Origin of the sequence: Flavobacterium sp. 120, from assembly GCF_003633605.1 — a bacterium.
GTDB lineage: Bacteria > Bacteroidota > Bacteroidia > Flavobacteriales > Flavobacteriaceae > Flavobacterium > Flavobacterium algoritolerans.
In genome coordinates this window covers 1,691,239-1,712,802 of record NZ_RBKZ01000001.1, presented here as the reverse complement: position 1 = coordinate 1,712,802, position 21,564 = coordinate 1,691,239, and the positions used below count along the sequence as shown (strand labels likewise).

Below are 21,564 nucleotides of genomic sequence, written 5' to 3'. Positions count from 1 at the left end.
CTAAAAAAGTGTTCCCTGTATACCTTCTGTTTTTGGATTGTTGTTGAATTTAAAGGAATCAGTTACTACAAACTGTTTTATAGTATCATCAAATTTTCGCAAAACAATAGTATCACATAAAAAAGAAGTGTTTATTGTCGTAAATAAGTGTTTTGCTATTTCAAGATTTTCAGGTTTAAGTTTGCGGCCAATTGATATATGAGGATTACTACTTTTTTCCATTTTTAGGGAACGAAGCGCTTGAGTAACTTTTTTCATTATCACTTTTAGCTTGATTTTGGAATCTTCATTAGGAGTAATAACAAAAGCGCCATTGGAATATGAATCAAAATCATTCAGGTAAATTTCAAAAGGTTCAAAAGAATCACATAACAGGTTTAGTTTATTTTTGATAATTTCAATTGAAGCGTCAGTAGCTATGAATTCACAAATCGTAATATGAGCCACAGAATTTTTACTGTTATACCAGCCCACTTCCTCGGCCAATTGTTCTTTCATCGATTTAGCTAAAGCAATAACTGCTTCCGAAGGATATATCGCAACAGAATATTGTTTTTCCATACCTTACCATTTATATTTTTCCGTAAACGTTTAAAATATAATTCCCGTTTAAAAAAGATTTTGAATCTATTTGGCTTTGCAAAATAACTCCGTTATGAGGAGTTTCGAGTAATAATTGTGCTGCTTGAGCTAGTGGTGCTGCGGTTGTTGTTTGGATGGCTCTCAATTGATGTTTTCCCACTTTTTGTGGAAGTATGCATTTTGCAATCTCTCGTCTGCGCAAAATTCCAGTTGCATCTTTGCCTTCTACGGCCGCATACAAAACAATTTTGTCATCTTCAATATGAGGAATTACAGCTTCCATTTTTTCTTGTAAACCTTTGATTGCGTCAGCAGTATTTCCTAAATTAGTAATTTGCTCTTGTATCCAAGCATAATGTCCGGGATGACGTAAGGTTTTGTAATCAAGTGAACAAACCTTTCCAGATAATGCATCAGGCAAATCTGCGGCTCCTCCTGAAGTCAAATCTTCTTCGTAGGTGATTCCATCAATAATAATGTTTTTTCTTTCGGATAAAGAAGGTAAGGTTGTTTTAATAAAGTTTCTAAGTACAATGGTATCTTCCATATATTCGGTAGCTACGCCCACGGGACTCCAAGTAAATCCGTAAAAATGTGGTGCAACGGCATGATTGGTCAGTGCGCCAACTTTAAATTCTAATTTATCAACTTTATCTACTTCAAAGTCAGTACAAAACTGTTGAAAAAGACCATTTGCGAGTAAATCGATATAACCAGGAGCTAACCCCGTTTGGAGTATAAACCCGGTATTGGCATCTTTTGCCAAAGCTATTATTTCTGCTGTTTCTGCTACATATTCCGTCAGATTGGCGTAATGAAGCTTATAATCTTTGGCAAACTGTGCTATTCGTGGTGCCTGGCTACCCGGTAAGCAGTCTAGAATGATATCTCCTTGACGTAAGATTGCTATCATTTCATCCGTAAGGTCTTTTTCGGCAAGGTGAAAATCTTGAATAAATCCCGATTTTGTAGTTCCTTCTTGAATCCATTGGGCAACTTTTTTTGCTTTTGAATGGGTTCTGTCACCAATAAAAAGACTAGGAGTTACTTCGCTCCATTCCATCAATAATAAACCTACAGCTTCGGCAATGCCACCGGCTCCGGCTATAATAATAGTGTGATGTTTTTTCATATACTAAAGATACTGTTTTTTCGCGGTTGATCATTTGATTTTTATGGTAATCAGATTGTTTGGGTGTGCAGTTTCTCTGTCAAGGATAGTAAAGAAAAGCCCGTAAAGGAGTATGGCCTTTTATAAAACAAACCCTTAAACAGCGACTGTAAGAAGCTCGTTTAAGGGTTTGTTTTATGGACTTATTCCTGCGGACTTGTATTGAATAGCCTGGTAGTACAGTAAAATAAACATAATAAGTTGTATACTAAACTAAATAGAAGTATAATTATAACTTTTTTCTATTTCTAGAGTACTTTTATGTGTTTAGTTTAATTATTTGTTTCAGAAAAAACATAGAATTCCCTTATCCGTTTTATCATTCAGAGATACAATCAATAGTTGTGAATTTAAATTTTACACGTTCAAAATCTATAGGAGAGCCTTTGACAAAATAAGTTGCACCCATAGTGGTTTGCATTTCTCCATTACCTAAAATAAGTTGGTTACCTCGTTTTAGAAATGCCATTGGGTTTTTAAATGTTACTTTTTTATTATCGCCCTGAATGAAGGTATAGCTGGCAAATAATGTATCTCCACTGAATTCTCCTGCAATTTTGCCAACTTTTTGGGGTGTGTTAAAAAATTTCATCACCATATCGCCGGTTATTTTTCCGTTTTTTAAAGTGTTCATTTTTAAATCTATAGTATCCTTTTCATACAAAGCTTTATAGCATTGGACACTTATCGGTTTTTCAGCCAGGATTTGTTTAGCCTTAACGACTTCTTCGTTTTGATTTTTTTTACAGCTTTGGAATCCTATACAAGCAAACAGCAAACAAAAAAGAACTGGAGTTTTCATAATAGTAAATGTTTAGTTTATAAAAAAGTAATAAGGATTGCTAATTTACGCATAAATAGCTTGTAGTAGTAAAGATTTGATGGCATTTAAATAATGAATGATATTAATTTTTCATTCTTTTCTATCAATCCAATAAGCTTCTCAAAAGCAAGTATATTAATGTTTGGATTTTACTGTCAAATATTTAGGATGTAGACATTAAATAATTGGTGATAAATTAAAACTGTTTCTCAGTCATAATCTATTCAGATTTTATTATTTTTTTCCAGCTAGGGGCAAGTTACTGTTGTATCCAATTATTTTTTTATTTTTTTGCCTGTATGTTTGATTTAATTTTTTTATGAAGTTATCGAGTTCGTCAGATACTGTTTTAATGTAACCAACATATTCTTTAAAATTTATTTCGTTAAATTTTTCATTTTCAATCATGGTGGTTAATCCCAAAAGATTGGCTACTGGTCTTCTTAAAACATGTGAAATATCAAACATAATTTGCTCCATTGCCTTTTCGTACTCAATAATACTAGTTATGTTTTGAATGGTACCATACCAAATAACAGTTTTTTCTTTTGTTTTTTCAGGTAAGGCTCTAGCCAAATGCCATTCCGTTTTATTATCAGAAATTTTTACCCTATAGGCAATGTGCCATTCAGTTAGAGCAGTAGTGGATTCTATTATACTTTGTTTTACGTACGGCAAGTCATCGGGATGTATATAATCGAAAAAAAATTCAGGAGATTCTTTTTTAACTTTTGCGCTAAAATATGGAAGCGCACTATTAATTCCTGCGCTTAAAAAATCAAATTTCATTTTACCCTTTTCAGACATTTGTAGCTGGTAGATGATGCAAGGAGCAAGGTCTGTTAATTTTTTTAGTTTATGTGCATTTAATTCTATGTTGCTGTTTTGTAGTAGTATAAGTTTTCTTGAATTAAGATACTCCATTGCTTTTTTGGAGAGAATTTGTAATGCTTTTTTTTGAACTTCAGATATTGTTTTTGGTTGTGTATCTACTACACACAAGGTGCCTAATACATAGCCATTTGGCGTAACTAGAGGGGCTCCTGCATAAAAACGTATTGCATTATTTCCTTTCGTAAAAGGACTTTTACTGAACTTTTCATCTAGTTGGGCATCTTCAACCACTAACACTTCTTTTGAATTGTGTAATGCATGCTGACAGAATGAATCTCCTCTAAGGACCTCTTCAACATCGAATCCATATTTTGATTTATGCCAGGTACGTTTTTTGTCAACCATACTTATTAATGAGATAGGAGTGTTGCAAATAATAGATGCAATCTCTGCTAGTTCATCTAACTCTACCTCGGGTTTGGTATCGAGTATATTGTAACGGTATAATTCTTTTAATCTTGATTGCTCATTCATGTTTATAAAATTATTTTTTCTAGAATACATGTCAATCCTGAAGTATGCTTTACATTGTGTAAGTAGTAAATTTACTAAATAAAAATATTATTTTTAATGTGATTTTAGTTTTTTTACAGTTTATTCATATAAAATATTAGTTATGCAATAAAATTGAATCGATTATTAATATGAATCATTCAAAAACTTCCGGATTATAAACTCAATTTTAATTTAGAGCATTGTAACAGAATATAGCGAGTTGAGGCTTCTTATTTAAAACCAAGAGACGTTATTAATAACTTTGATTGTCTAGGTTATACTTGTATAAATTAGGCTAAAAAATTAATCCGGGAGTATTCAAAACAGAGCATAAATAAAAACGAGTTAAGATATCGTTTATTAATATCTTAACTCGTTTGTTTGATGTTGTTTTGGGATTTTTTGTTTTGCTACTTTCCGATGCAGAAATTAGCAAAAATATTACCAAGCAATTCATCATTGGTTACTTGCCCGGTTATCATCCCAAAATGATATAAGGACTCTTTAATATCCAGAGCCATCAAGTCGCTGGACAAGTTGGTTTCCAGTCCGTATTTTACTTTTTGTATTTCATCTAAAGCTTTCAGTAATGAATCGTAATGTCTTGTATTAGTTATAATTGTTTCATTATTACGTAATGCTCCAGTGTTGACAAATGATAACAATTGATTTTTTAAATCCTCAACGCCCAGTTTTTCTTTTGCAGAAATAAGTAAGATTTCGGGAATTTCAGATTTTATATTTTGGATTTCACTGTCTTCTAGTTTGTCGGCTTTATTACCAATAATTACAAGCGGTTTCAATGGAAATTGATTTTTAATTTTCTCCAATTCTACTTTCAACTTTAAACCTGAAACTTTAAACTCCGAACTATCAAACAGAAAAACGACTACTTGAGCTTGTTCTATTTTTTCGAACGTTTTTTTGATTCCAATGCTTTCCACCACATCTTGAGTTTCACGAATCCCAGCCGTATCGATGAATCTAAATCCGATTCCGCCAATCACTAATTCATCTTCAATAGTATCACGTGTTGTTCCTGCAATTTCCGAAACGATGGCGCGTTCCTCATTTAATAAAGCATTCAAAAGAGTAGATTTCCCTACATTAGGTTCGCCAACAATAGCTACTGGAATTCCATTTTTGATGACATTCCCCACCGCAAACGAATCGATTAATCGTTTTAGAACAAATTCAATTCTGTTTAATAATTCATGAAATTGTGTTCTGTCGGCAAATTCTACATCTTCTTCAGCAAAGTCTAATTCGAGTTCGATTAGTGACGCAAAATTCAATAGTTCTTCTCTCAGTTTCGCTATTTCATTAGAAAAACCACCACGCATTTGCTGCATCGCAATCTGGTGCGAGGCTTCATTGTCTGATGAGATTAAATCGGCAACCGCTTCTGCTTGTGATAAATCAAGTTTTCCGTTTAAAAATGCGCGTAGCGTAAATTCACCTGCATCAGCCATGCGACAACCTTTTCGGAGCAATAACTGAATAATTTGTTGTTGAATATAGGTCGAACCGTGGCAGGAAATTTCAATCGTGTTTTCCCCGGTATAAGAATTCGGGCCTTTAAAAATAGACACCAAGACTTCATCCAAAGTTTTGTTATTGTCCACAATATGGCCCAAGTGCAACGTATGTGTTTTTTGTGTTAGTAAATTTTTGTTTTTAATGGATCGAAAAACAGAATCACCAATAGTAATGGCATCCTCGCCGGAAATTCGAATTACGGCTATTGCTCCGGCTCCCGAAGGAGTTGCCAGTGCTACTATGGAATCTTGAGGTATCATATTTTTATTCAATTTTATGCAAAAGTAAGTAAAATTGACAACGCAACAAGACCTGCTTATTAAACCATTAACTTTATTTTTTGTTAAAAATTAGCCAAACTGATAATTATCATATTATTTTATTTTTTCTTTCGTAAATTTATATAGATTATTGATTTGCAGTAAATTAGTAAATATTATGAAAAAAATTCTATTTCCAACAGACTTTTCAGAAGTATCTAAAAATGCATTTATTTACGCATTAAAATTGGCAGATTCTATAGATGCTGAAATTATTACTATGCACGTTTATCAATTACCACAGGCGAACTATGTTAATGTTTCAGAATACTTACATGAAATTTATGATGTTACAGAGTTGAGTAATTTTGAAAACTACAAAGATGAAGTTCCCATTTTAAGGCATATTGCCGAAGAAAATAATTTGGGTAAAGTAAAAATTAGCCATGTTTTAATTTTAGGGAATTTAATTCATGAAATCGAAAAAATTACGAAGCATGAAAATATAGATTTTATAGTCATGGGTACTAAAGGCGCGACGGGTTTAAAAGAGACTTTTTTAGGGACTGTCGCCACAAAAGTGATGAATGACGTAAAAGCAGTTGTTTTGGCTATTCCTGAGCGTTGTAAATACCAACCCATAAAAAATTTACTTTTCATTACTGAATATAAACCTGAAGATATTGAATCCTTTATACGGGTTATGGCTTTGGCCAAAGTATTTCAGGCCCATATTGATTGTTTGCGTGTAGAATCGCCACATCATAATGGTAAGAATGATTACATGAAAGATTGGAATGATTTAATTAAAAACCACAATATTACTTTGCATTCCATTTCAGGCGATGATGTTGAAGGTATAATATTAAATTTCATGGATTTACATAAAATTAATATGATTGCAATGCATGTGTATCATAAAAATTTCTTTCAAAAATTATTTGAAATCAGTCTTTCAAAAAAATTAGCATTTCATGTCAATGTGCCTATTCTGGCGATTCACGAGTGAATTTAATTTTGATATTATTTAAAGAATCGAAAAAAATAATTCAGTAATTTATTTTAGTAAATGAACTATTTTAATACTTAATAAAATGAAAAAAATTCTATTTCCAACAGATTTTTCTGAAGTCGCCACAAATGCTTTTGTCCATGCTTTAGAATTTGCAAAAATAGTTCAGGGAGAACTCGTTTTATTGCACACATTTGAATTGCCAATATATGACAATCAGTTTTTTCCTGAAAATTATGCTGTCATTTATGATTCTTTAGAGTTGTCCCAATTTGATATGTTTAAGGACGAAATCCCAAAATTGCGCGCCATAACCGAAGAACGTCATCTGGATAAAATTAAAATGGCACACAGGCTTATGGATGGAGATTTACTTTTTAACATCAAAAGATCGATTAAAGAAGACAAAATAGATTTTGTAATAATGGGTACTTCTGGAGCTACCGGATGGGATGCTTTTTTTGTAGGCACAAATGCGGGAGCTGTAATCTCAGGAATTGATGTCCCTATGTTGTGTGTACCAGCTGAAGCAAAATTCAAAAAAATAGAAATCATCGGATTTACAACCCGTTTTAGAACCAAAGATAAAAAAGCACTAAAAATGGTTTTGGATATTGCTAAAAAAACAAAAGCCAAAGTGAAATGTCTTTATGTAAAAACCAGTGATTCTGATGTTTCAAAAGATACTGTGGCTAAATGGGAAGAAGAATTTATTAATGAACCTGTAGAGTTTTTTGTGATAACGAGCGATGAAGTCAAAGAAACAATTTTGGACTTTATCATGTATAAAGAGATTGATATCTTGACGATGCTCACCTATAAAAGAGGTTTTTTTGAAGCGATTTTCAAACCTAGTCTGACAAAAAAAATAGCGACAAATTTTGATATTCCAATTTTAGCGATTCATGTTGATTAGTGTATTAAATTGGTTTTCACCCGAGATCTAATTTGCTATATTTGTCATTCATTCAAATGAATTATGGAAATATACAAAGTCAAAAAAGAAGCGTTTTCAACAGTATTAAATGGAATTAATAAAAAGTACAATAGTATAAGCATATTACGATTGCTGGCTATTGTATTTTTTTTGGTATCCATGTATTATTACATCAAAAACAGCGAAATTATTTTCATTGTTTTGTCAGTGCTTCTTTTTGGATTATTTGTATTCTTGATGCGCATTCACACCAAATTACTTTTCCGAAAGCAAGTCAATAAAGCGCTATTGGAAATCAATCAGAATGAAATTTCCTATCTGGAAAGAAATAAAATCCCTTTCGAAAACGGACAAGAATTCAATGATTTTCACCATCCGTATGCGTATGATTTAGATATTTTCGGAGAACATTCTTTGTTCCAAAACCTGAATAGAACTGCTACTTATATTGGTAAAAAAACATTGGCAAACCAACTTTTAACGCTTTTACCAAATGACGAAATTGTTAGAAATCATAAAGCAGTAAAAGAATTATCTGAAAAAATAGATTGGCGTCAGGAATTTTTGGCTTTCGCCAAAATAAGTAATGATAGTCAATCGAATTATGAGACTTTGCTCAAGTGGAGTATATTTAATAGTTCGCCTTTATCTAAAATAAGTGTTTTTATATCTTATTTTTCACCACTTCTTTTTCTTGGGGTTTTGATTGTCTATTTAGTGACTTCTAATATCATTTTTGCTTCTGTTTTATCGTATTTGTTTGTATTTAATTTAATCGTTTTGGGTCGATTTATAAAGCGAATTCAAATAGAAATTACCAATTCTACTAATATTGATAAAACCATTCATCAATATAGTTTGTTGCTTCAGAAGATTGAAGAAGAGTCTTTTCAGTCGGAAAAACTAATCGATTTACAACAAAAACTAACCTTTAAAAAAGAAAATGCCAGCGTTCATTTCAAACAATTAGCCGATTTATTTTCGAAAATGGACAGTATCTCGAATTTAGTAACCGCTGTTGTATTCAATGGAACTTTTCTTTTTAATCTGCATGTTTTAAAATCTTTAGTTCAATGGAAAAACGACCATAGGGCGGCGTTGGAAGATTGGTTGGAAGTTATCGGTGAATTCGAAATGTTGAACAGTTTGGCCAATCTTTCTTATAATAATCCGGAGTTTGTATATCCAACATTGAACACGAATTTTGAAATTGATTTTACAGATTTAAGTCATCCATTACTAAATGAAAAAACCAGAATTGGGAATGATGTGTGTTTTCAACCGCAATCATTTATGATTTTAACGGGCTCTAATATGTCAGGAAAAAGTACATTTTTGAGAAGTTTGGGAATTAATATGGTATTGTCAGGAATGGGTTCACCGGTTTGTGCCAGCCAAGCAAATGTGCATCCGTTACCAGTTTTAGTTTCCATGCGATTATCGGATTCGTTGTCTGATAGTGAATCGTATTTTTTTGCTGAGATTAAACGCTTAAAGCAAATTATGGATGAACTGGAAGACAGACCCGCTTTTGTTTTGCTAGATGAAATATTACGCGGAACCAATTCAGATGATAAACGAAATGGAACAATCGAAGTAGTTAAAAAAGTGATTGGTAAAAAAGCAGTTGGAGCCATTGCTACACACGATATTGAAGTTTGCCTGACTACAAATGAATACCCAAATATATTGACTAATAAATGTTTTGAAGTAGAAATTATCAATAATGAACTCCATTTTGACTACAAACTTCGAGACGGAATTTGTAAAAACAGAAGTGCTACGTTCCTGATGAAAAAAATGGGAGTGATTTAGTTAGTATTCAGTGTTCAGTTTGTCTTTGCGAGGAACGGAAGCAAACCCACTAACACGAGCAATCATAGCTAATCATTGAAGATGTAATTACGATATGAGATTCATCCTTCGTCGGAATGACAAAAATACAAAAGTAATAAAAGCAAAAAACCGTCTCAATAAATCGAGACGGTTTTTTAAATATAAAAATGGTTTGGTTAATAGCGTATTTGTTATGCAATGGTAAGTATTATATTTCAATTTTAAAAATCAAAATATAACAATTTAAAAATATAATGTTAACTGTTCAGCATTACTGGCATTACAAGCATGGTAACAGTTTCACCTTCTTCTAATCCATCAACAGGAGTAAGGATTCCGGCTCTGTTTGGTAATGACATTTCAAGCATAATCATATCCGATTGTAAGTTAGTCAACATTTCAGTCAAGAAACGAGAATTATACCCTATTTGCATATCATCCCCTTGATAATCACAAGTCAATCTTTCTTCGGCTTTGTTAGAATAGTCAATATCTTCAGCAGAAACATTCAATTCAGCACCAGCGATTTTCAAACGAATCTGGTGTGTAGTTTTGTTCGAAAAGATAGCTACACGACGTACAGAACTCAAAAATTGAGAACGGTCTATCATTAATTTATTTGGATTCTCTTTTGGAATGACCGCTTCGTAATTTGGATATTTTCCATCAATTAAACGGCACATTAAAACATAATTGTCAAAAGAAAAAGTAGCATTAGAATCGTTATATTCAATTTTTACTTCAGCATCTGAAGTTCCAAGAATATTTTTTAAGATGTTCAAAGGTTTCTTTGGCATAATGAAATCAGCCACTTGAGAAGCGGTTACATCAGTACGCGCATATTTCACTAATTTGTGAGCATCAGTGGCTACAAAAGTCAATCCTTGTGGCGAAAACTGGAAGAATACACCAGACATTACCGGGCGTAAATCATCGTTTCCGGCAGCAAAAATAGTTTTGCTTATGGCTGTTGCCAAAACATCTGCAGGAACAAGTGTTACAGATGGATCGTCTAAGTTTACCGATTTTGGAAATTCGTCTCCAGGAGCATAAGCTAAAGCATATTTTCCAGAATTAGAACTGATTTCTATCGTACTGTTTTCTTCAACCGTAAAAGTTAAAGGCTGTTCTGGGAATGTTTTAAGGATTTCCAAAAGCAATTTTGCAGGGACAGCAACGCTTCCTTTACTTTCTGAATCAATTCCTAAAGTAGCAGACATGGTTGTCTCTAAATCAGAAGCAGAAACCGTTAGCACATTATGGTCTAAATCAAATAAAAAGTTATCTAAAATAGGCAAAGTATTACTGCTGTTGATAACGTTACCTAAAACTTGTAATTGTTTCAATAAGTACGAACTCGATACTATAAATTTCATCTGTTTTGTTTTATTTTTTAAGGTATTTCTTTAATTCAGAAATACGATACATTTTACAAATATATCGTAAACTATTCTAGTTTGGAAACTTTTTTATTAACATCTATTTGCTGTATTTTCTTTTTCGAAGGAAAGTAAATACGACTCCAAAAAGACCTAAAATAAGAATTGGAAGCCCGATAGTTAGGATTTGTGTTCGGGTATAGTTTTCATAAACTTTTTCTTTATCCAATAAAGGTAAATCAAGATCTTTGCTTCGAATGTTAATAAGTCCAGTATCATCCAATAGATAATTCACGCAATTTATGAGGAAATCTTTATTATCATACAAATTTCCAGACCTTTGGTCGTAGCCCAATTCTATAGGTTGAAAGTTTTTATCCAATTGGTTTTTTATCAAATCCCCATCTGATATTACAATCATTTTGTTCTCTTTTCCTGTGGCTTGAAATGTTTTTTGCTCAAATGGCAACACTCTATTTTCAAACATGGAATGAAAAGAGCCTTCCAATAAAACCGATAATGGAATCTTTCCTTTGTTCAGGTAATCAGCAGGCGAAGTTTCTTCGGTAACGATATTCAAATTGACTTCTGTTGGAGTTCCTATTTTTTTCGAATATTGTGACGATTGCAACAAAATGGTTTTCTTAATTCCGTTTTTTAAGGTGTCAATTGGACTCGCAAAATCAAATTTGATTCCACCTAAATTTTTCACAATCGGATGCAAACTGTTTGAATACACTTGAGGTGCAAATTTCCAGTTGAATTCCTGAAATTGAGTCGCACTTCCCTGTTCCCCGGTGGCCAGTTTTATGGGACTTCCTTGTTCATCTTTTACTAAATCAGGATTGATTCGGATTCCGTATTTAAAGAACATATCATTCAAATTCAAATCTTTTGGATAGGCCAAAGTGGCTCCGGATGAATCGTACAAACTATCCATTTCTGCTGTAACTTGGTCAATCAACCACAATGTTTTTCCACCGTTGATGATAAATTGGTCCAAAACCTGCTTCTCCGCATCGGTAAATGTTTCGGTAGGTTTTGCAATAACTGCCAAATCATATTTTTCTAAAGCTTTCAGACTTTCTACTGGACTTTTGGCAACCGAATCTAATGTAAATGGGCCAATATGGTAACTTTCGCGCACTTGCAAAAGAAATTTAGCCATCAAAATATCTTGCAATTCTCCATTTCCTTTGATAACAGCGATTTTCTTTTGCTTTGCTTTAGTAATTTTATTCAAAGCCTCGGCAATTGAGTATTCCAAATGCTGAACTGATCCAATCACTTTTTGGGTAGTTGTAGCTCCCATAATGTTTTTCAACAATGGAATATTAACTTCCTTATTATCATAAACGGCAATTGCCCAAGGAAAAACCATTGCTTGAGATTGTTTTCCTTTATCGTCAACGGTTATGTTTATTGGCGTAAGCCCTTTTCGATACAAATCTTTAATATTGTCCATGCTGGCGTCTTCGTTCTCCAAAGGATCTACGAATTCAAAAACAATATTTTTGTTGTATGCTTGGAATTCTTCCAATAATTGCTTCGTTTCTTGTTGTAAACGTTTGAATTCAGCCGGCAAATCACCTTGCATATATACTTTTATAGACAACGGATTTTGTACTTGCTTGATGATATTCAAAGAAGTAGGGGAAAGCGTGTATCTTTTATCTTTTGTTAAATCAAAACGATGAAAAAAGGAACTTCCTATTACATTCGCAAGCACTACAATTGCAAGGATAATCAATACTGATTTTAGGTTATTTTTCTTAGAAGTAGTCATTACGATTTGAAAGATTTTAGATTATAAACAGTAAATGAAAGAAAGACAACGGTTATGCTTGTAAAATAAAGAATATCTCTTGTGTCTAATACGCCTCGGCTCATGCTCTTGAAATGATCTTGCATTCCTAAAGACGCGATTATGGAAGATACATTTGGAACAACAGAAGCCAAACCTTCAAATCCAAAATAGAAGATGAAACATAAAAATACGGCAACAATAAAAGCTACAATCTGATTATCAGATAATGTTGATGTGAAAATTCCAATAGCTGAATACGCAGCAATCAAGAATAATAATCCAAAATAAGAACCAATTGTGCTTCCCATATCGAGATTACCTTCCGGTATTCCTAAATTAGAAATAACGGCTACATAAATGAATGTTGGGATAATTGCCATTACAATTAAAAGCAAAGCGCCAAGAAATTTTCCGTTTACGATTTGCCAAATGCTTAATGGTTTAGTCAATAATAATTCTAATGTTCCTTGTTTTTTTTCATCCGAAAAACTACGCATGGTTACCGCAGGAATCAAGAATATCAAAATCCAGGGCGCCAAAGTGAAAAACGGAGTCAAATCAGAAAAACCGGTATTCAGAATATTATAATCTCCTTCGAAAACCCAAAGAAACAATCCGTTAATAATTAGAAAAATGGCAATAACTAAATAACCTATAGGCGAACCGAAAAAGGATTTTATCTCTCGTAATACTATTGATTTCATTTATTTTTTTGTTTAAAGTTTCAAATGTTTAAGGTTTAAAGTTCCCAATTCAACAACTTTAAACCTTAAACTTTAAACTATTTTTTATTCTAAAGTAACTATTTTATCCACGCTCCACGCTTCTGGTTTGTCGTTGAATAATTTCTTGGTGAATGTCCAAACATCGTAAAAAAGTTCGGAATTTCTGTAATTTTCTAAATCAGTTTCGGTTTCCCAATAGCTGTAGGTAAAGAAAATGCTTTTATTATTTTTATCCTGATACAATTCTAAGAAACGATTTCCGGGCGCATTTCGTATTTTATCTTTCAATAACTCAAAGTTTTCTAAAAATGCAGGAATATGTTCCTCATGAAAACTCAATTTTACTATCCTTACAAACATTGTTTTTTTTGTTTAAAGTTTAAAGTTCAATACGTTTAAAGTTGAGCAACTTTAAACCTTAAACTTTAAACAAATTTTATAATTATAATATCTCTATAACTCAATCCCAATAAACTATTTGCCGAACCTACTTTAGAAGGATTGCTTCTGAAAATTGCAATTTCAAGAAAACCGGCTTCGTTGAAAATGGCTAATTTTTCGCCTTCGTAGGACTTGATAGGATATTTATCTGAACTTGCAATTGCGGAATAGTTGGGCAAAATTGTTTTAATATTTTTAGTTTTCAAAACAATTTCATATGGCCTTCCTTTGGCAACTTCGATAAAATATTTTTTAGAAATATTGGTAATTACATTCCCGAAATGGTCAATGTAAATCACATGACCTTTTAATGAATTCCCATCATCCGAAATTGTGGCTTGCAGATTTGTAACTTGCTTAATCGTATTTATTTCTTTACCAATGACGTTCATTAAACCGCCTTTGGCTAAGTGACAGGCAACTTTTACAAATACATCAAGATCAGTAGCTTCACTTGGCAAACGATCGTGAATATTAATTGCAACCATTTTTTGAGGAACAATTTTTTGCGAAAGCATACTTAAAATCCCATTATCGGCGGCAATAAAATAATGATTGTTCCATTGCATCACAATATGTTGATTCTCTTTATTCGATTCCATATCCACTCCTACAAGATGAACCGTGCCTTTTGGAAAGCTCGCGTAGGATGCTCCAATAATGTAACTTGCTTCTACCGTGTTGAATGGATCAATATCGTGTGAAATATCAATAATTAATGCTTCGGAATACTCAGACAAAATTTTCCCTTTCAACGCACCTACAAAGTGATCTTTCAAGCCGTAATCGGTAGTTAGGGTAATTATTGACATAAATTTGTTTATAACTATTTGGTGTTATGTAAACCTAATTTTATTAAATTTGAGAAGTGCAAAGCTAATAATAGTAAACTCAAAAAACGAAAAACAAAAAACAATTTCTATTTAAAAACAAGAAATATACCCGACAGCCAATTGATTTATAAAAAAATTAATTCTAATTTAAAACTACCTCATTTGAACGAAAGAATAATCGAGCTCATAGACATCGCTCCAAAAGACTTTTGGGGCGCTCAAGACACTCATCTTGAAACAATTAAAAAATACTACCCAAAATTAAAGATTGTCGCTCGGGGAACAACTTTAAAAGCTTTTGGAGAAAAAGAGGTTTTAGACGAGTTCGAAAAACGTTTTCAGCGGTTAATGCTTCACTTTACACGTTACAACACTATTGATGACAATGTTATTGAACGTGTTATTCTAAGTGACGGTCAAGACGAGAGAAGAGCCTTGGGACATGATAAAATTTTAGTACACGGAGTAGGAGGAAAAATCATTAAACCTATGACACCCAATCAACAATTGTTGGTGGATACCATGGAAAAGAATGATATGGTTTTTGCTGTAGGACCTGCCGGAACCGGAAAAACGTATACCGGTGTTGCTATGGCCGTGAAAGCATTAAAAGAAAAACAAGTTAAACGTATTATACTGACACGTCCAGCGGTTGAAGCAGGGGAGAACCTTGGTTTTTTACCTGGCGATATGAAAGAAAAATTAGACCCTTACATGCAACCTTTGTATGATGCTTTGCGCGATATGTTACCTAACGAAAAACTGGAAGATTATATTTTAAAGGGAATTATTCAAATAGCGCCATTGGCATTCATGCGTGGTAGAACGTTAGATAATGCTTTTGTAATTTTGGATGAAGCACAAAACACTACACATTCCCAAATGAAAATGTTCTTAACACGTATGGGTAAAAGCGCTAAATTTATGATTACCGGAGATCCTGGACAAGTTGATTTACCACGAAGAACCATTTCCGGACTCAAAGAAGCTTTATTGGTTTTGAAAGATATTGATGGAATTGGAATCATTTATCTGGATGACAAAGACATTGTACGTCACAGATTAGTCAAAAAAGTGATTGATGCCTATAAGATGATTGAGAATAACGATTAAGAAAAAATAAGTTACTTAGATACAAAGTTTTTACGAAGCGGAAAGCGAGTTCATTTTCAGTAGAAAAATGATTTGCTTTTCGCTTCACTATTTTAAAGTAAAAATGGATTTTCTTTACGGATTAAAATAAAAATCAATCGATTCCTTTTGTATCTCTTCAAAATGCAATAAATTTGGAATTAATAAAATGTCAGTCGAAAAGAAATGATTTTAAAAGAAAAAATTAAAGTAGTAATTAGTGATTTAGATGGAACTTTACTCAATTCAGATCACAAAATTTCCCAATATACCAAAACTGTTTTTCAAGAACTCCACAATCAAAATTATTTAATAATTGTAGCAACTGGACGCCATCACTTGGATGCAATGCCTATCGTTGCAGGATTGAATGTTCCACTTTATTTGGTTACCTCAAATGGAGCACGCATCCATTCTCCTGAGAAAGAACTTCTGTTTTCTTTTAATATGGAAAGTGACGCTGTTAAATCGGTCTTGTCTTTAGATATTGACCCTGAAATTACAACAGTATTGTTCAGAGAAAATGTTTGGCAAACGAATAAGAATAATGAAAAACTAAATAAATTTCAACCAGAAGTAAATTATCATCCTGAGCTTGTGGATTTTGATAGTTTAGAAGATTTGAGCGCTATAAAAGTATTCTTCACACACGAAAAACATTCGAAATTAATTGAATTAAGAGATCAAATTTTAGAAAATCATACAGGCCTTTTCAGTCATGCTTTTAGTCTTCCGCTTTGTTTGGAATTTATGGACAAATCAGTAGACAAAAGTGTTGCGATTGCAAAAATTTTAGAAAAAGAAAATCTTGTTTTTCAGGAAGCAATATCTTTTGGTGATGGATATAATGATGAAAACATGCTTAAATCTTCTGGTAAAGGTTTAGTTATGGGAAATGCACCGGATAGTTTGAAAGATAAACTTTCTCATTTAGAAGTGATTTCAACTAATGATAATGAAGGAGTTGCAAAATATATAGCAGAGCAAATATTAAATAGTTAAAAGTCTTTAAATAAGTACTTTTTAAAATGATTTTAGAATCCCTTTTTTAATAAAAATAGTAAAATGAATAAAAAAATAATCCTTGTTATCTGTATTTTGTTTTCCATAACATTCCAAAGCCAAACGCTAAAACTGGAAGAAATCATGAAAGGCAATGCTTTTATTGGTGCGCAACCAGAAAGTGAAAGATGGTCTTTAGATGGTCAAAAAGTTTATTTTGATTGGAATCCAAATAATGAATTGGGTACAAGTACTTATTTTTGGAAAAATGGATTATCAAAACCCGAATTAGCATCGCCAAATGAAGCTGCTTTTTCAAAATTAGATTTGAAAAAGACAACCAATCCAGATTTGTATTATTATATCGATAAAGGAAGATTATTTTCGTATTCCTTAAAAAGCAAAACCTCAAAAAAACTTTACCAACAAAGCAGTCCGATTGCTAATTTGCAAATGGGTGCAGTGCCTGGAATACTTTATTTCAGACAAAATGAAAACCTCTTTCAGTTCAATACCAATGAAGGGTCGATTATTCAAATCACTAATTTCAGAAGAGGCAAAGGAGAAGATACAGCTGTGGAAAAAGAATCTTTTTTAAAAAGTCAACAAGAGGAATTATTCCAATTTGTCAGAGATCAAGAAGCGTTGAAAAAATGGAATTTAGCAAAATCAAAAACTACAAAATCTGATTTTCCAAAACCGTATTATTATGGAAAAAACACTTTTGGAAACTTAAAAGTAGATCCAAAAGGTAATTTTGCGACTTTCAGATTAATAGAAGATTCAGAACGTAAGAATGAAAAAATGGAACTTTTCATTACTGCCGATGGGTACAATCAAATTGAAGATACGAAGGAGAAAGTTTCAGTAGATAATCTGTTAGCAACCAAATTCGGAGTGTATAACATTGTCAAAGATTCTGTTTATTTCGTAAATTTTTCATCATTAAGCCACATCCAGGATGTTCCTAAATATTTTGAGTTGTATGAAAAATCAAAATCTGCAGAAAAAAAGAACAAACTAATTGTGGTTCAGGAACCTGTTTACAATGAAAATGGTTCTTATGCCATTGCCGAAATCAGGAGTCAGGATAACAAAGACCGATGGATTGTCAGTTTAAATTTAGAAAATGGAACTTTCCAGGAATTAGATTATCAACATGATGAAGCTTGGATTGGCGGACCCGGAATCCCTTCAAATTCATACGGAAGAGGAACGCTAGGATTTTTGGGCGACAACGAAACTGTTTATTTCCAATCTGAAGAAACCGGTTATTCTCATTTGTACACTTACAATTTAAAGTCAAAAAAGAAAACACAGCTGACCAAAGGAAATTGGGAAGTGCGTAACGTGAGTTTGTCAAAAGATAAAAAGTCTTTTTATTTGACCACAACGACTACGCATCCGGGAAACAGAAATTTCTATAAATTGGAAGTTTCTAATGCCGTTTTACAACCTATTTTAACTAAAGATGGCGCTCATGAAGTGAGTTTGTCTCCAGATGAAAGCACATTATTGGTGCGTTATTCGTTTAAAAATAAACCTTGGGAATTGTATGTAGCGCCTAATAAAAAGAATACAAATTTAAATCAGATAACGTCTTCAACATCGGAAAGTTTCAAAGGATATTCTTGGCGTGAACCGGAAGTAATTACTTTTAAAGCTCAGGATGGAACTCCTGTAAATGCCAGATTATACAAGCCACAAACTGCCAATGGGAATAAAGCTGCAATCTTGTTTGTTCATGGTGCCGGTTATTTGCAAAACGCGCATAATTATTGGAGTACTTACCACAGAGAATACATGTTTCATAATTTATTGGTTGATTTGGGTTATACTGTTTTGGATATTGATTATAGAGGAAGTGATGGATACGGGCGTGATTTTAGAACAGGAATTTACCGTTTTATGGGCGGAAAAGATTTAACAGATCACATAGACGGAAAGAAATATCTAGTCGAAAATCATGGAATTGACGCGTCAAGAGTTGGTATTTATGGAGGTTCTTATGGTGGTTTCATAACGTTGATGGGAATGCTGACTACTCCTAAAGAGTTTGCCTCTGGTGCTGCTTTGCGTTCTGTAACTGATTGGGCACATTACAATCATGGGTATACCGGAAACATTCTTAATTTCCCGGAAACAGATCCGGATGCCTACAAAAAAAGTTCACCAATCTATTTTGCAGATAATTTACAAGGAGATTTATTGATGCTTCACGGAATGGTAGATGACAATGTAGAGTACAAAGATATTGTTCGTTTGTCACAGCGGTTTATCGAATTAGGCAAGAAAAAATGGAGTTTATCCAGTTTTCCTGTGGAAGCACATGGTTTTAAAGAAACCTATTCTTGGGTTGATGAATACAGCCGAATCTTAAATTTATTCAACGATACATTGCTTAAAAAATAACTTTAGAGATAAAAATGAAATTTAAGAGTTCTGTTCTTTGCGTAACTCTATGAAATAGTTTTAAATTTGCAGGAACAAAAAATAAACACACACACACACAACAATTATAATGAGCAATACAATCACAACTACAAATTTTAATTTTCCAAACCAGAAATCGGTTTACCGCGGTAAAGTAAGAGAAGTTTATAATATCAATGATGAACTTTTGGTTATGGTTGCTACAGACAGGCTTTCGGCTTTTGATGTAGTTTTACCAAAAGGAATTCCATATAAAGGTCAAATTCTTAACCAAATTGCTACTAAATTCATGGAATTGACAGAGGATATTGTTCCAAACTGGTTGATTGCAACTCCTGATCCTAATGTAGCTGTTGGTCATTTATGTGAGCCTTTCAAAGTAGAAATGGTAATTCGTGGATATGTTTCAGGTCATGCCGCACGTGAATATGCGCTTGGCAAAAGAGAAATTTGTGGAGTGACAATGCCTGACTATTTGAAAGAAAACGATAAATTTCCTGAACCTATCATTACGCCGACTACCAAAGCGGATAATGGAGAGCACGATGCTGATATTTCTCGTGAGGATATTTTATCGAAAGGAATTGTTTCTGAAGAAGATTATGTTGTTTTAGAAAAATTCACAAGAGATTTGTTTCAAAGAGGAACTGAAATTGCTGCCAGTCGTGGTTTGATTTTGGTTGACACCAAATATGAATTCGGTAAAACCAAAGAAGGTGTAATTGTCTTGATTGACGAAATTCACACACCGGATTCTTCTCGTTATTTTTATGCTGAAGGATACCAAGAAAGACAAAATAATGGTGAAGAACAAAAGCAATTGTCAAAAGAGTTTGTTCGTCGTTGGTTAATCGAAAATGGTTTTCAAGGATTGGAAGGACAACAAATTCCAAATATGACTGACGAATACATTGAAACTGTTTCTGAAAGATACATCGAATTATACGAAAATATCTTAGGAGAGAAATTTGTAAAAGCAGATATCACCAATATAGATGAAAGAATCGAGAAAAATGTATTGGAATATCTAGCCAATAGATAATATACTTTTTGCAAATAAAAAAACCGTCTCGTTTTAAAAACGAAACGGTTTTTGTTTTTATTGAAAATACGGTTATTCTTCTAAAACTGCTTTTAGGTTATTCAATCCATCTTGCAAATCTTTTCCAAGCATTTCTTCCATATTCATTATCGGCAACATTAAATTCATTGGATAAGGCATTTTTCCTTCAAAACCCCATTTTACTTTGGTTTGATTTGCAGAAATAGCTTCGGTTATCATGTAGGCATTATCGGTAGATTCAAACGGAACTTTGAAGCGCAGTTCAAAATCGATGCGTTTGCCTTCAACGATTTTTTTGATTTCCTGTTCGCCAACACCTACATTTTTATCTTTGCTATCCCAACCCGCAATGGCACCAACGGTTCCGTCAGTTCCGGTGAATGTTTTCTTCATTGCAGGATCTTTTGAAGACCAAACGCTAAAATTATCTTGATTTTTCAAATATTTTATATAGTTGAAAACACTGTCCTTGGACTTGTTAATTGTAATTTCTCTTTCTACCGCATATTCTTTTGGCAGAAATAAAGCAATTAATAATGCCAAAACAATGATTCCAAATAATCCTAAAAGAATTTTCTTGATGATGTTCATGATTTTTAATTTTAAGTTAATGGTTATTTTGATTTTATAATTTGAGATTCGTAACAAGTAATCCATTCTTGAACAGACATTTTTTGTGCGAGCTCAGCAATTAATTCAAATGGAATTTGATTTGCCTTCTTAAATCGGATGCAACTTTTTCCCATGTCTAATTTTTGTGTGCTGTGTTTTGGATATTCGGCGACAAACCAATTCAGTAATTCAGGATTAGCATAAATACCCATATGGTATATCGCGATGAAATTTTTCTGGGAAGCAAAACTCATAAATGGTAACGGTAATTCAGGAGTGCAATGATAGCCATTTGGGTAAATAGAATGTGGAACAACATAACCAATCATGCCGTATGTCATTTGTTCAACAAATCCTTTTGGAATATTTTTTAGAATAGTTGCTCTAAGTTTTTTAAGAGTATCTTTTCTTTCTTCGGGGATTTCTTCTAAATAAGCGGAAACTGTGGTGGCGGTTGATTGCATTTTTAAGAATTGTTTAAGTAAAGTTAATAAAAAAACCGCAATCCATAATTTGAACTGCGGTTTTTAGCCCCGATAAAAGTGGAAATCCTTTTCCTTTTTTTTTAAGGAAAAGATTATAACGGATA

At 32.9% G+C, this 21,564-nt stretch carries 19 protein-coding genes; 7 read left to right on the top strand and 12 right to left on the bottom strand.

The annotated features are described in order from the left end of the window. The 5 genes from C8C87_RS07360 to mnmE all read right to left on the bottom strand — a co-directional run bounded on the left by C8C87_RS07360 (nt 1) and on the right by mnmE (nt 5,764). Nucleotides 1-561 (bottom strand): 2'-5' RNA ligase family protein, encoded by a 561-nt coding sequence (locus C8C87_RS07360; protein WP_121342129.1) that lies wholly within the window; start codon nt 559-561, stop codon nt 1-3. Nucleotides 562-571: 10 nt separating this feature from the next. Continuing rightward, nucleotides 572-1,714 carry a saccharopine dehydrogenase family protein gene (locus C8C87_RS07355; RefSeq protein ID WP_121342128.1) on the bottom strand — a complete coding sequence of 381 codons (1,143 nt, stop codon included), beginning with the start codon at nt 1,712-1,714 and terminating at the stop codon, nt 572-574. A 358-nt stretch (nt 1,715-2,072) separates the two neighbouring features. Next, nucleotides 2,073-2,555 (bottom strand): hypothetical protein, encoded by a 483-nt coding sequence (locus C8C87_RS07350; RefSeq protein WP_099715360.1) that lies wholly within the window; start codon nt 2,553-2,555, stop codon nt 2,073-2,075. 255 nt (nt 2,556-2,810) lie between these two features. Next, a complete protein-coding gene (locus C8C87_RS07345) occupies nt 2,811-3,944 on the bottom strand; it encodes a GAF domain-containing protein (RefSeq protein WP_158589733.1) in 1,134 nt (377 codons plus the stop codon). 431 nt (nt 3,945-4,375) lie between these two features. Continuing rightward, nucleotides 4,376-5,764, bottom strand: a complete 1,389-nt coding sequence (mnmE, locus tag C8C87_RS07340; protein ID WP_121342126.1) for a tRNA uridine-5-carboxymethylaminomethyl(34) synthesis GTPase MnmE — start codon at nt 5,762-5,764, stop codon at nt 4,376-4,378. A gap of 178 nt (nt 5,765-5,942) precedes the next feature. Here mnmE and C8C87_RS07335 point away from each other — a divergent pair, with 178 nt between their 5' ends. The 3 genes from C8C87_RS07335 (at nt 5,943) to C8C87_RS07325 (ending at nt 9,528) form a co-directional block, all read left to right on the top strand. Further along, nucleotides 5,943-6,773: a universal stress protein gene (locus tag C8C87_RS07335; RefSeq protein WP_121342125.1), complete on the top strand. Its 831-nt coding sequence runs from the start codon at nt 5,943-5,945 to the stop codon at nt 6,771-6,773. An 85-nt stretch (nt 6,774-6,858) separates the two neighbouring features. Continuing rightward, complete coding sequence (locus C8C87_RS07330; protein WP_121342124.1) at nt 6,859-7,692, top strand: universal stress protein; 834 nt, start codon at nt 6,859-6,861, stop codon at nt 7,690-7,692. 63 nt (nt 7,693-7,755) lie between these two features. Further along, a complete protein-coding gene (locus tag C8C87_RS07325) occupies nt 7,756-9,528 on the top strand; it encodes a DNA mismatch repair protein (RefSeq protein ID WP_121342123.1) in 1,773 nt (590 codons plus the stop codon). Nucleotides 9,529-9,806: 278 nt separating this feature from the next. On the opposite strand, the gene dnaN is transcribed toward C8C87_RS07325, so the two are convergent. The 5 genes from dnaN to C8C87_RS07300 form a co-directional block, all read right to left on the bottom strand. Next, entirely contained in the window at nt 9,807-10,925 is a 1,119-nt protein-coding gene (dnaN, locus tag C8C87_RS07320; protein WP_099715409.1) for a DNA polymerase III subunit beta, read from the bottom strand. Nucleotides 10,926-11,028: 103 nt separating this feature from the next. Further along, on the bottom strand, nt 11,029-12,714 hold the full coding sequence (gene gldG / locus C8C87_RS07315) for a gliding motility-associated ABC transporter substrate-binding protein GldG (RefSeq protein ID WP_121342122.1): 1,686 nt from the start codon (nt 12,712-12,714) through the stop codon (nt 11,029-11,031). Beyond that, a complete protein-coding gene (gene gldF, locus C8C87_RS07310; protein ID WP_121342121.1) occupies nt 12,714-13,439 on the bottom strand; it encodes a gliding motility-associated ABC transporter permease subunit GldF in 726 nt (241 codons plus the stop codon). Before gldF ends, gldG begins: the two co-directional genes overlap by 1 nt. A gap of 84 nt (nt 13,440-13,523) precedes the next feature. Then, entirely contained in the window at nt 13,524-13,820 is a 297-nt protein-coding gene (locus tag C8C87_RS07305) for a putative quinol monooxygenase (RefSeq protein ID WP_121342120.1), read from the bottom strand. Nucleotides 13,821-13,885: 65 nt separating this feature from the next. After that, nucleotides 13,886-14,713, bottom strand: a complete 828-nt coding sequence (locus tag C8C87_RS07300) for an S-adenosyl-l-methionine hydroxide adenosyltransferase family protein (RefSeq protein ID WP_099715413.1) — start codon at nt 14,711-14,713, stop codon at nt 13,886-13,888. Between the two features lie 183 nt (nt 14,714-14,896). Between C8C87_RS07300 and C8C87_RS07295 the strand changes: the two genes are divergently transcribed. The 4 genes from C8C87_RS07295 (at nt 14,897) to C8C87_RS07280 (ending at nt 20,342) form a co-directional block, all read left to right on the top strand. After that, entirely contained in the window at nt 14,897-15,847 is a 951-nt protein-coding gene (locus tag C8C87_RS07295) for a PhoH family protein (RefSeq protein ID WP_099716327.1), read from the top strand. 204 nt (nt 15,848-16,051) lie between these two features. Further along, nucleotides 16,052-16,867 (top strand): Cof-type HAD-IIB family hydrolase, encoded by an 816-nt coding sequence (locus C8C87_RS07290; protein ID WP_121342119.1) that lies wholly within the window; start codon nt 16,052-16,054, stop codon nt 16,865-16,867. 63 nt (nt 16,868-16,930) lie between these two features. Beyond that, a complete protein-coding gene (locus tag C8C87_RS07285) occupies nt 16,931-19,279 on the top strand; it encodes a prolyl oligopeptidase family serine peptidase (protein WP_121342118.1) in 2,349 nt (782 codons plus the stop codon). Nucleotides 19,280-19,388: 109 nt separating this feature from the next. Next, on the top strand, nt 19,389-20,342 hold the full coding sequence (locus tag C8C87_RS07280; protein ID WP_121342117.1) for a phosphoribosylaminoimidazolesuccinocarboxamide synthase: 954 nt from the start codon (nt 19,389-19,391) through the stop codon (nt 20,340-20,342). A 72-nt stretch (nt 20,343-20,414) separates the two neighbouring features. Here the strand turns inward: C8C87_RS07280 and C8C87_RS07275 are convergent, their stop codons facing one another. Next, nucleotides 20,415-20,954 carry an SRPBCC family protein gene (locus tag C8C87_RS07275; protein WP_121343321.1) on the bottom strand — a complete coding sequence of 180 codons (540 nt, stop codon included), beginning with the start codon at nt 20,952-20,954 and terminating at the stop codon, nt 20,415-20,417. Between the two features lie 23 nt (nt 20,955-20,977). Further along, nucleotides 20,978-21,439, bottom strand: a complete 462-nt coding sequence (locus C8C87_RS07270) for a DUF1801 domain-containing protein (RefSeq protein ID WP_121342116.1) — start codon at nt 21,437-21,439, stop codon at nt 20,978-20,980. Nucleotides 21,440-21,564: the final 125 nt, after the last annotated feature.

What these genes read in the sequence shown, in the direction of transcription:
- C8C87_RS07275 (WP_121343321.1), bottom strand. Translation starts at nt 20,954, where the DNA reads ATGAACATCATCAAGAAAATTCTTTTAGGATTATTTGGAATCATTGTT.
- C8C87_RS07280 (WP_121342117.1), top strand. Translation starts at nt 19,389, where the DNA reads ATGAGCAATACAATCACAACTACAAATTTTAATTTTCCAAACCAGAAA.
- C8C87_RS07350 (WP_099715360.1), bottom strand. Translation starts at nt 2,555, where the DNA reads ATGAAAACTCCAGTTCTTTTTTGTTTGCTGTTTGCTTGTATAGGATTC.
- C8C87_RS07345 (WP_158589733.1), bottom strand. Translation starts at nt 3,944, where the DNA reads ATGAATGAGCAATCAAGATTAAAAGAATTATACCGTTACAATATACTC.
- C8C87_RS07290 (WP_121342119.1), top strand. Translation starts at nt 16,052, where the DNA reads ATGATTTTAAAAGAAAAAATTAAAGTAGTAATTAGTGATTTAGATGGA.
- gldF (WP_121342121.1), bottom strand. Translation starts at nt 13,439, where the DNA reads ATGAAATCAATAGTATTACGAGAGATAAAATCCTTTTTCGGTTCGCCT.
- C8C87_RS07330 (WP_121342124.1), top strand. Translation starts at nt 6,859, where the DNA reads ATGAAAAAAATTCTATTTCCAACAGATTTTTCTGAAGTCGCCACAAAT.
- C8C87_RS07285 (WP_121342118.1), top strand. Translation starts at nt 16,931, where the DNA reads ATGAATAAAAAAATAATCCTTGTTATCTGTATTTTGTTTTCCATAACA.
- C8C87_RS07355 (WP_121342128.1), bottom strand. Translation starts at nt 1,714, where the DNA reads ATGAAAAAACATCACACTATTATTATAGCCGGAGCCGGTGGCATTGCC.
- C8C87_RS07335 (WP_121342125.1), top strand. Translation starts at nt 5,943, where the DNA reads ATGAAAAAAATTCTATTTCCAACAGACTTTTCAGAAGTATCTAAAAAT.
- C8C87_RS07360 (WP_121342129.1), bottom strand. Translation starts at nt 561, where the DNA reads ATGGAAAAACAATATTCTGTTGCGATATATCCTTCGGAAGCAGTTATT.
- C8C87_RS07305 (WP_121342120.1), bottom strand. Translation starts at nt 13,820, where the DNA reads ATGTTTGTAAGGATAGTAAAATTGAGTTTTCATGAGGAACATATTCCT.
- dnaN (WP_099715409.1), bottom strand. Translation starts at nt 10,925, where the DNA reads ATGAAATTTATAGTATCGAGTTCGTACTTATTGAAACAATTACAAGTT.
- C8C87_RS07270 (WP_121342116.1), bottom strand. Translation starts at nt 21,439, where the DNA reads ATGCAATCAACCGCCACCACAGTTTCCGCTTATTTAGAAGAAATCCCC.
- C8C87_RS07300 (WP_099715413.1), bottom strand. Translation starts at nt 14,713, where the DNA reads ATGTCAATAATTACCCTAACTACCGATTACGGCTTGAAAGATCACTTT.
- C8C87_RS07325 (WP_121342123.1), top strand. Translation starts at nt 7,756, where the DNA reads ATGGAAATATACAAAGTCAAAAAAGAAGCGTTTTCAACAGTATTAAAT.
- gldG (WP_121342122.1), bottom strand. Translation starts at nt 12,714, where the DNA reads ATGACTACTTCTAAGAAAAATAACCTAAAATCAGTATTGATTATCCTT.
- mnmE (WP_121342126.1), bottom strand. Translation starts at nt 5,764, where the DNA reads ATGATACCTCAAGATTCCATAGTAGCACTGGCAACTCCTTCGGGAGCC.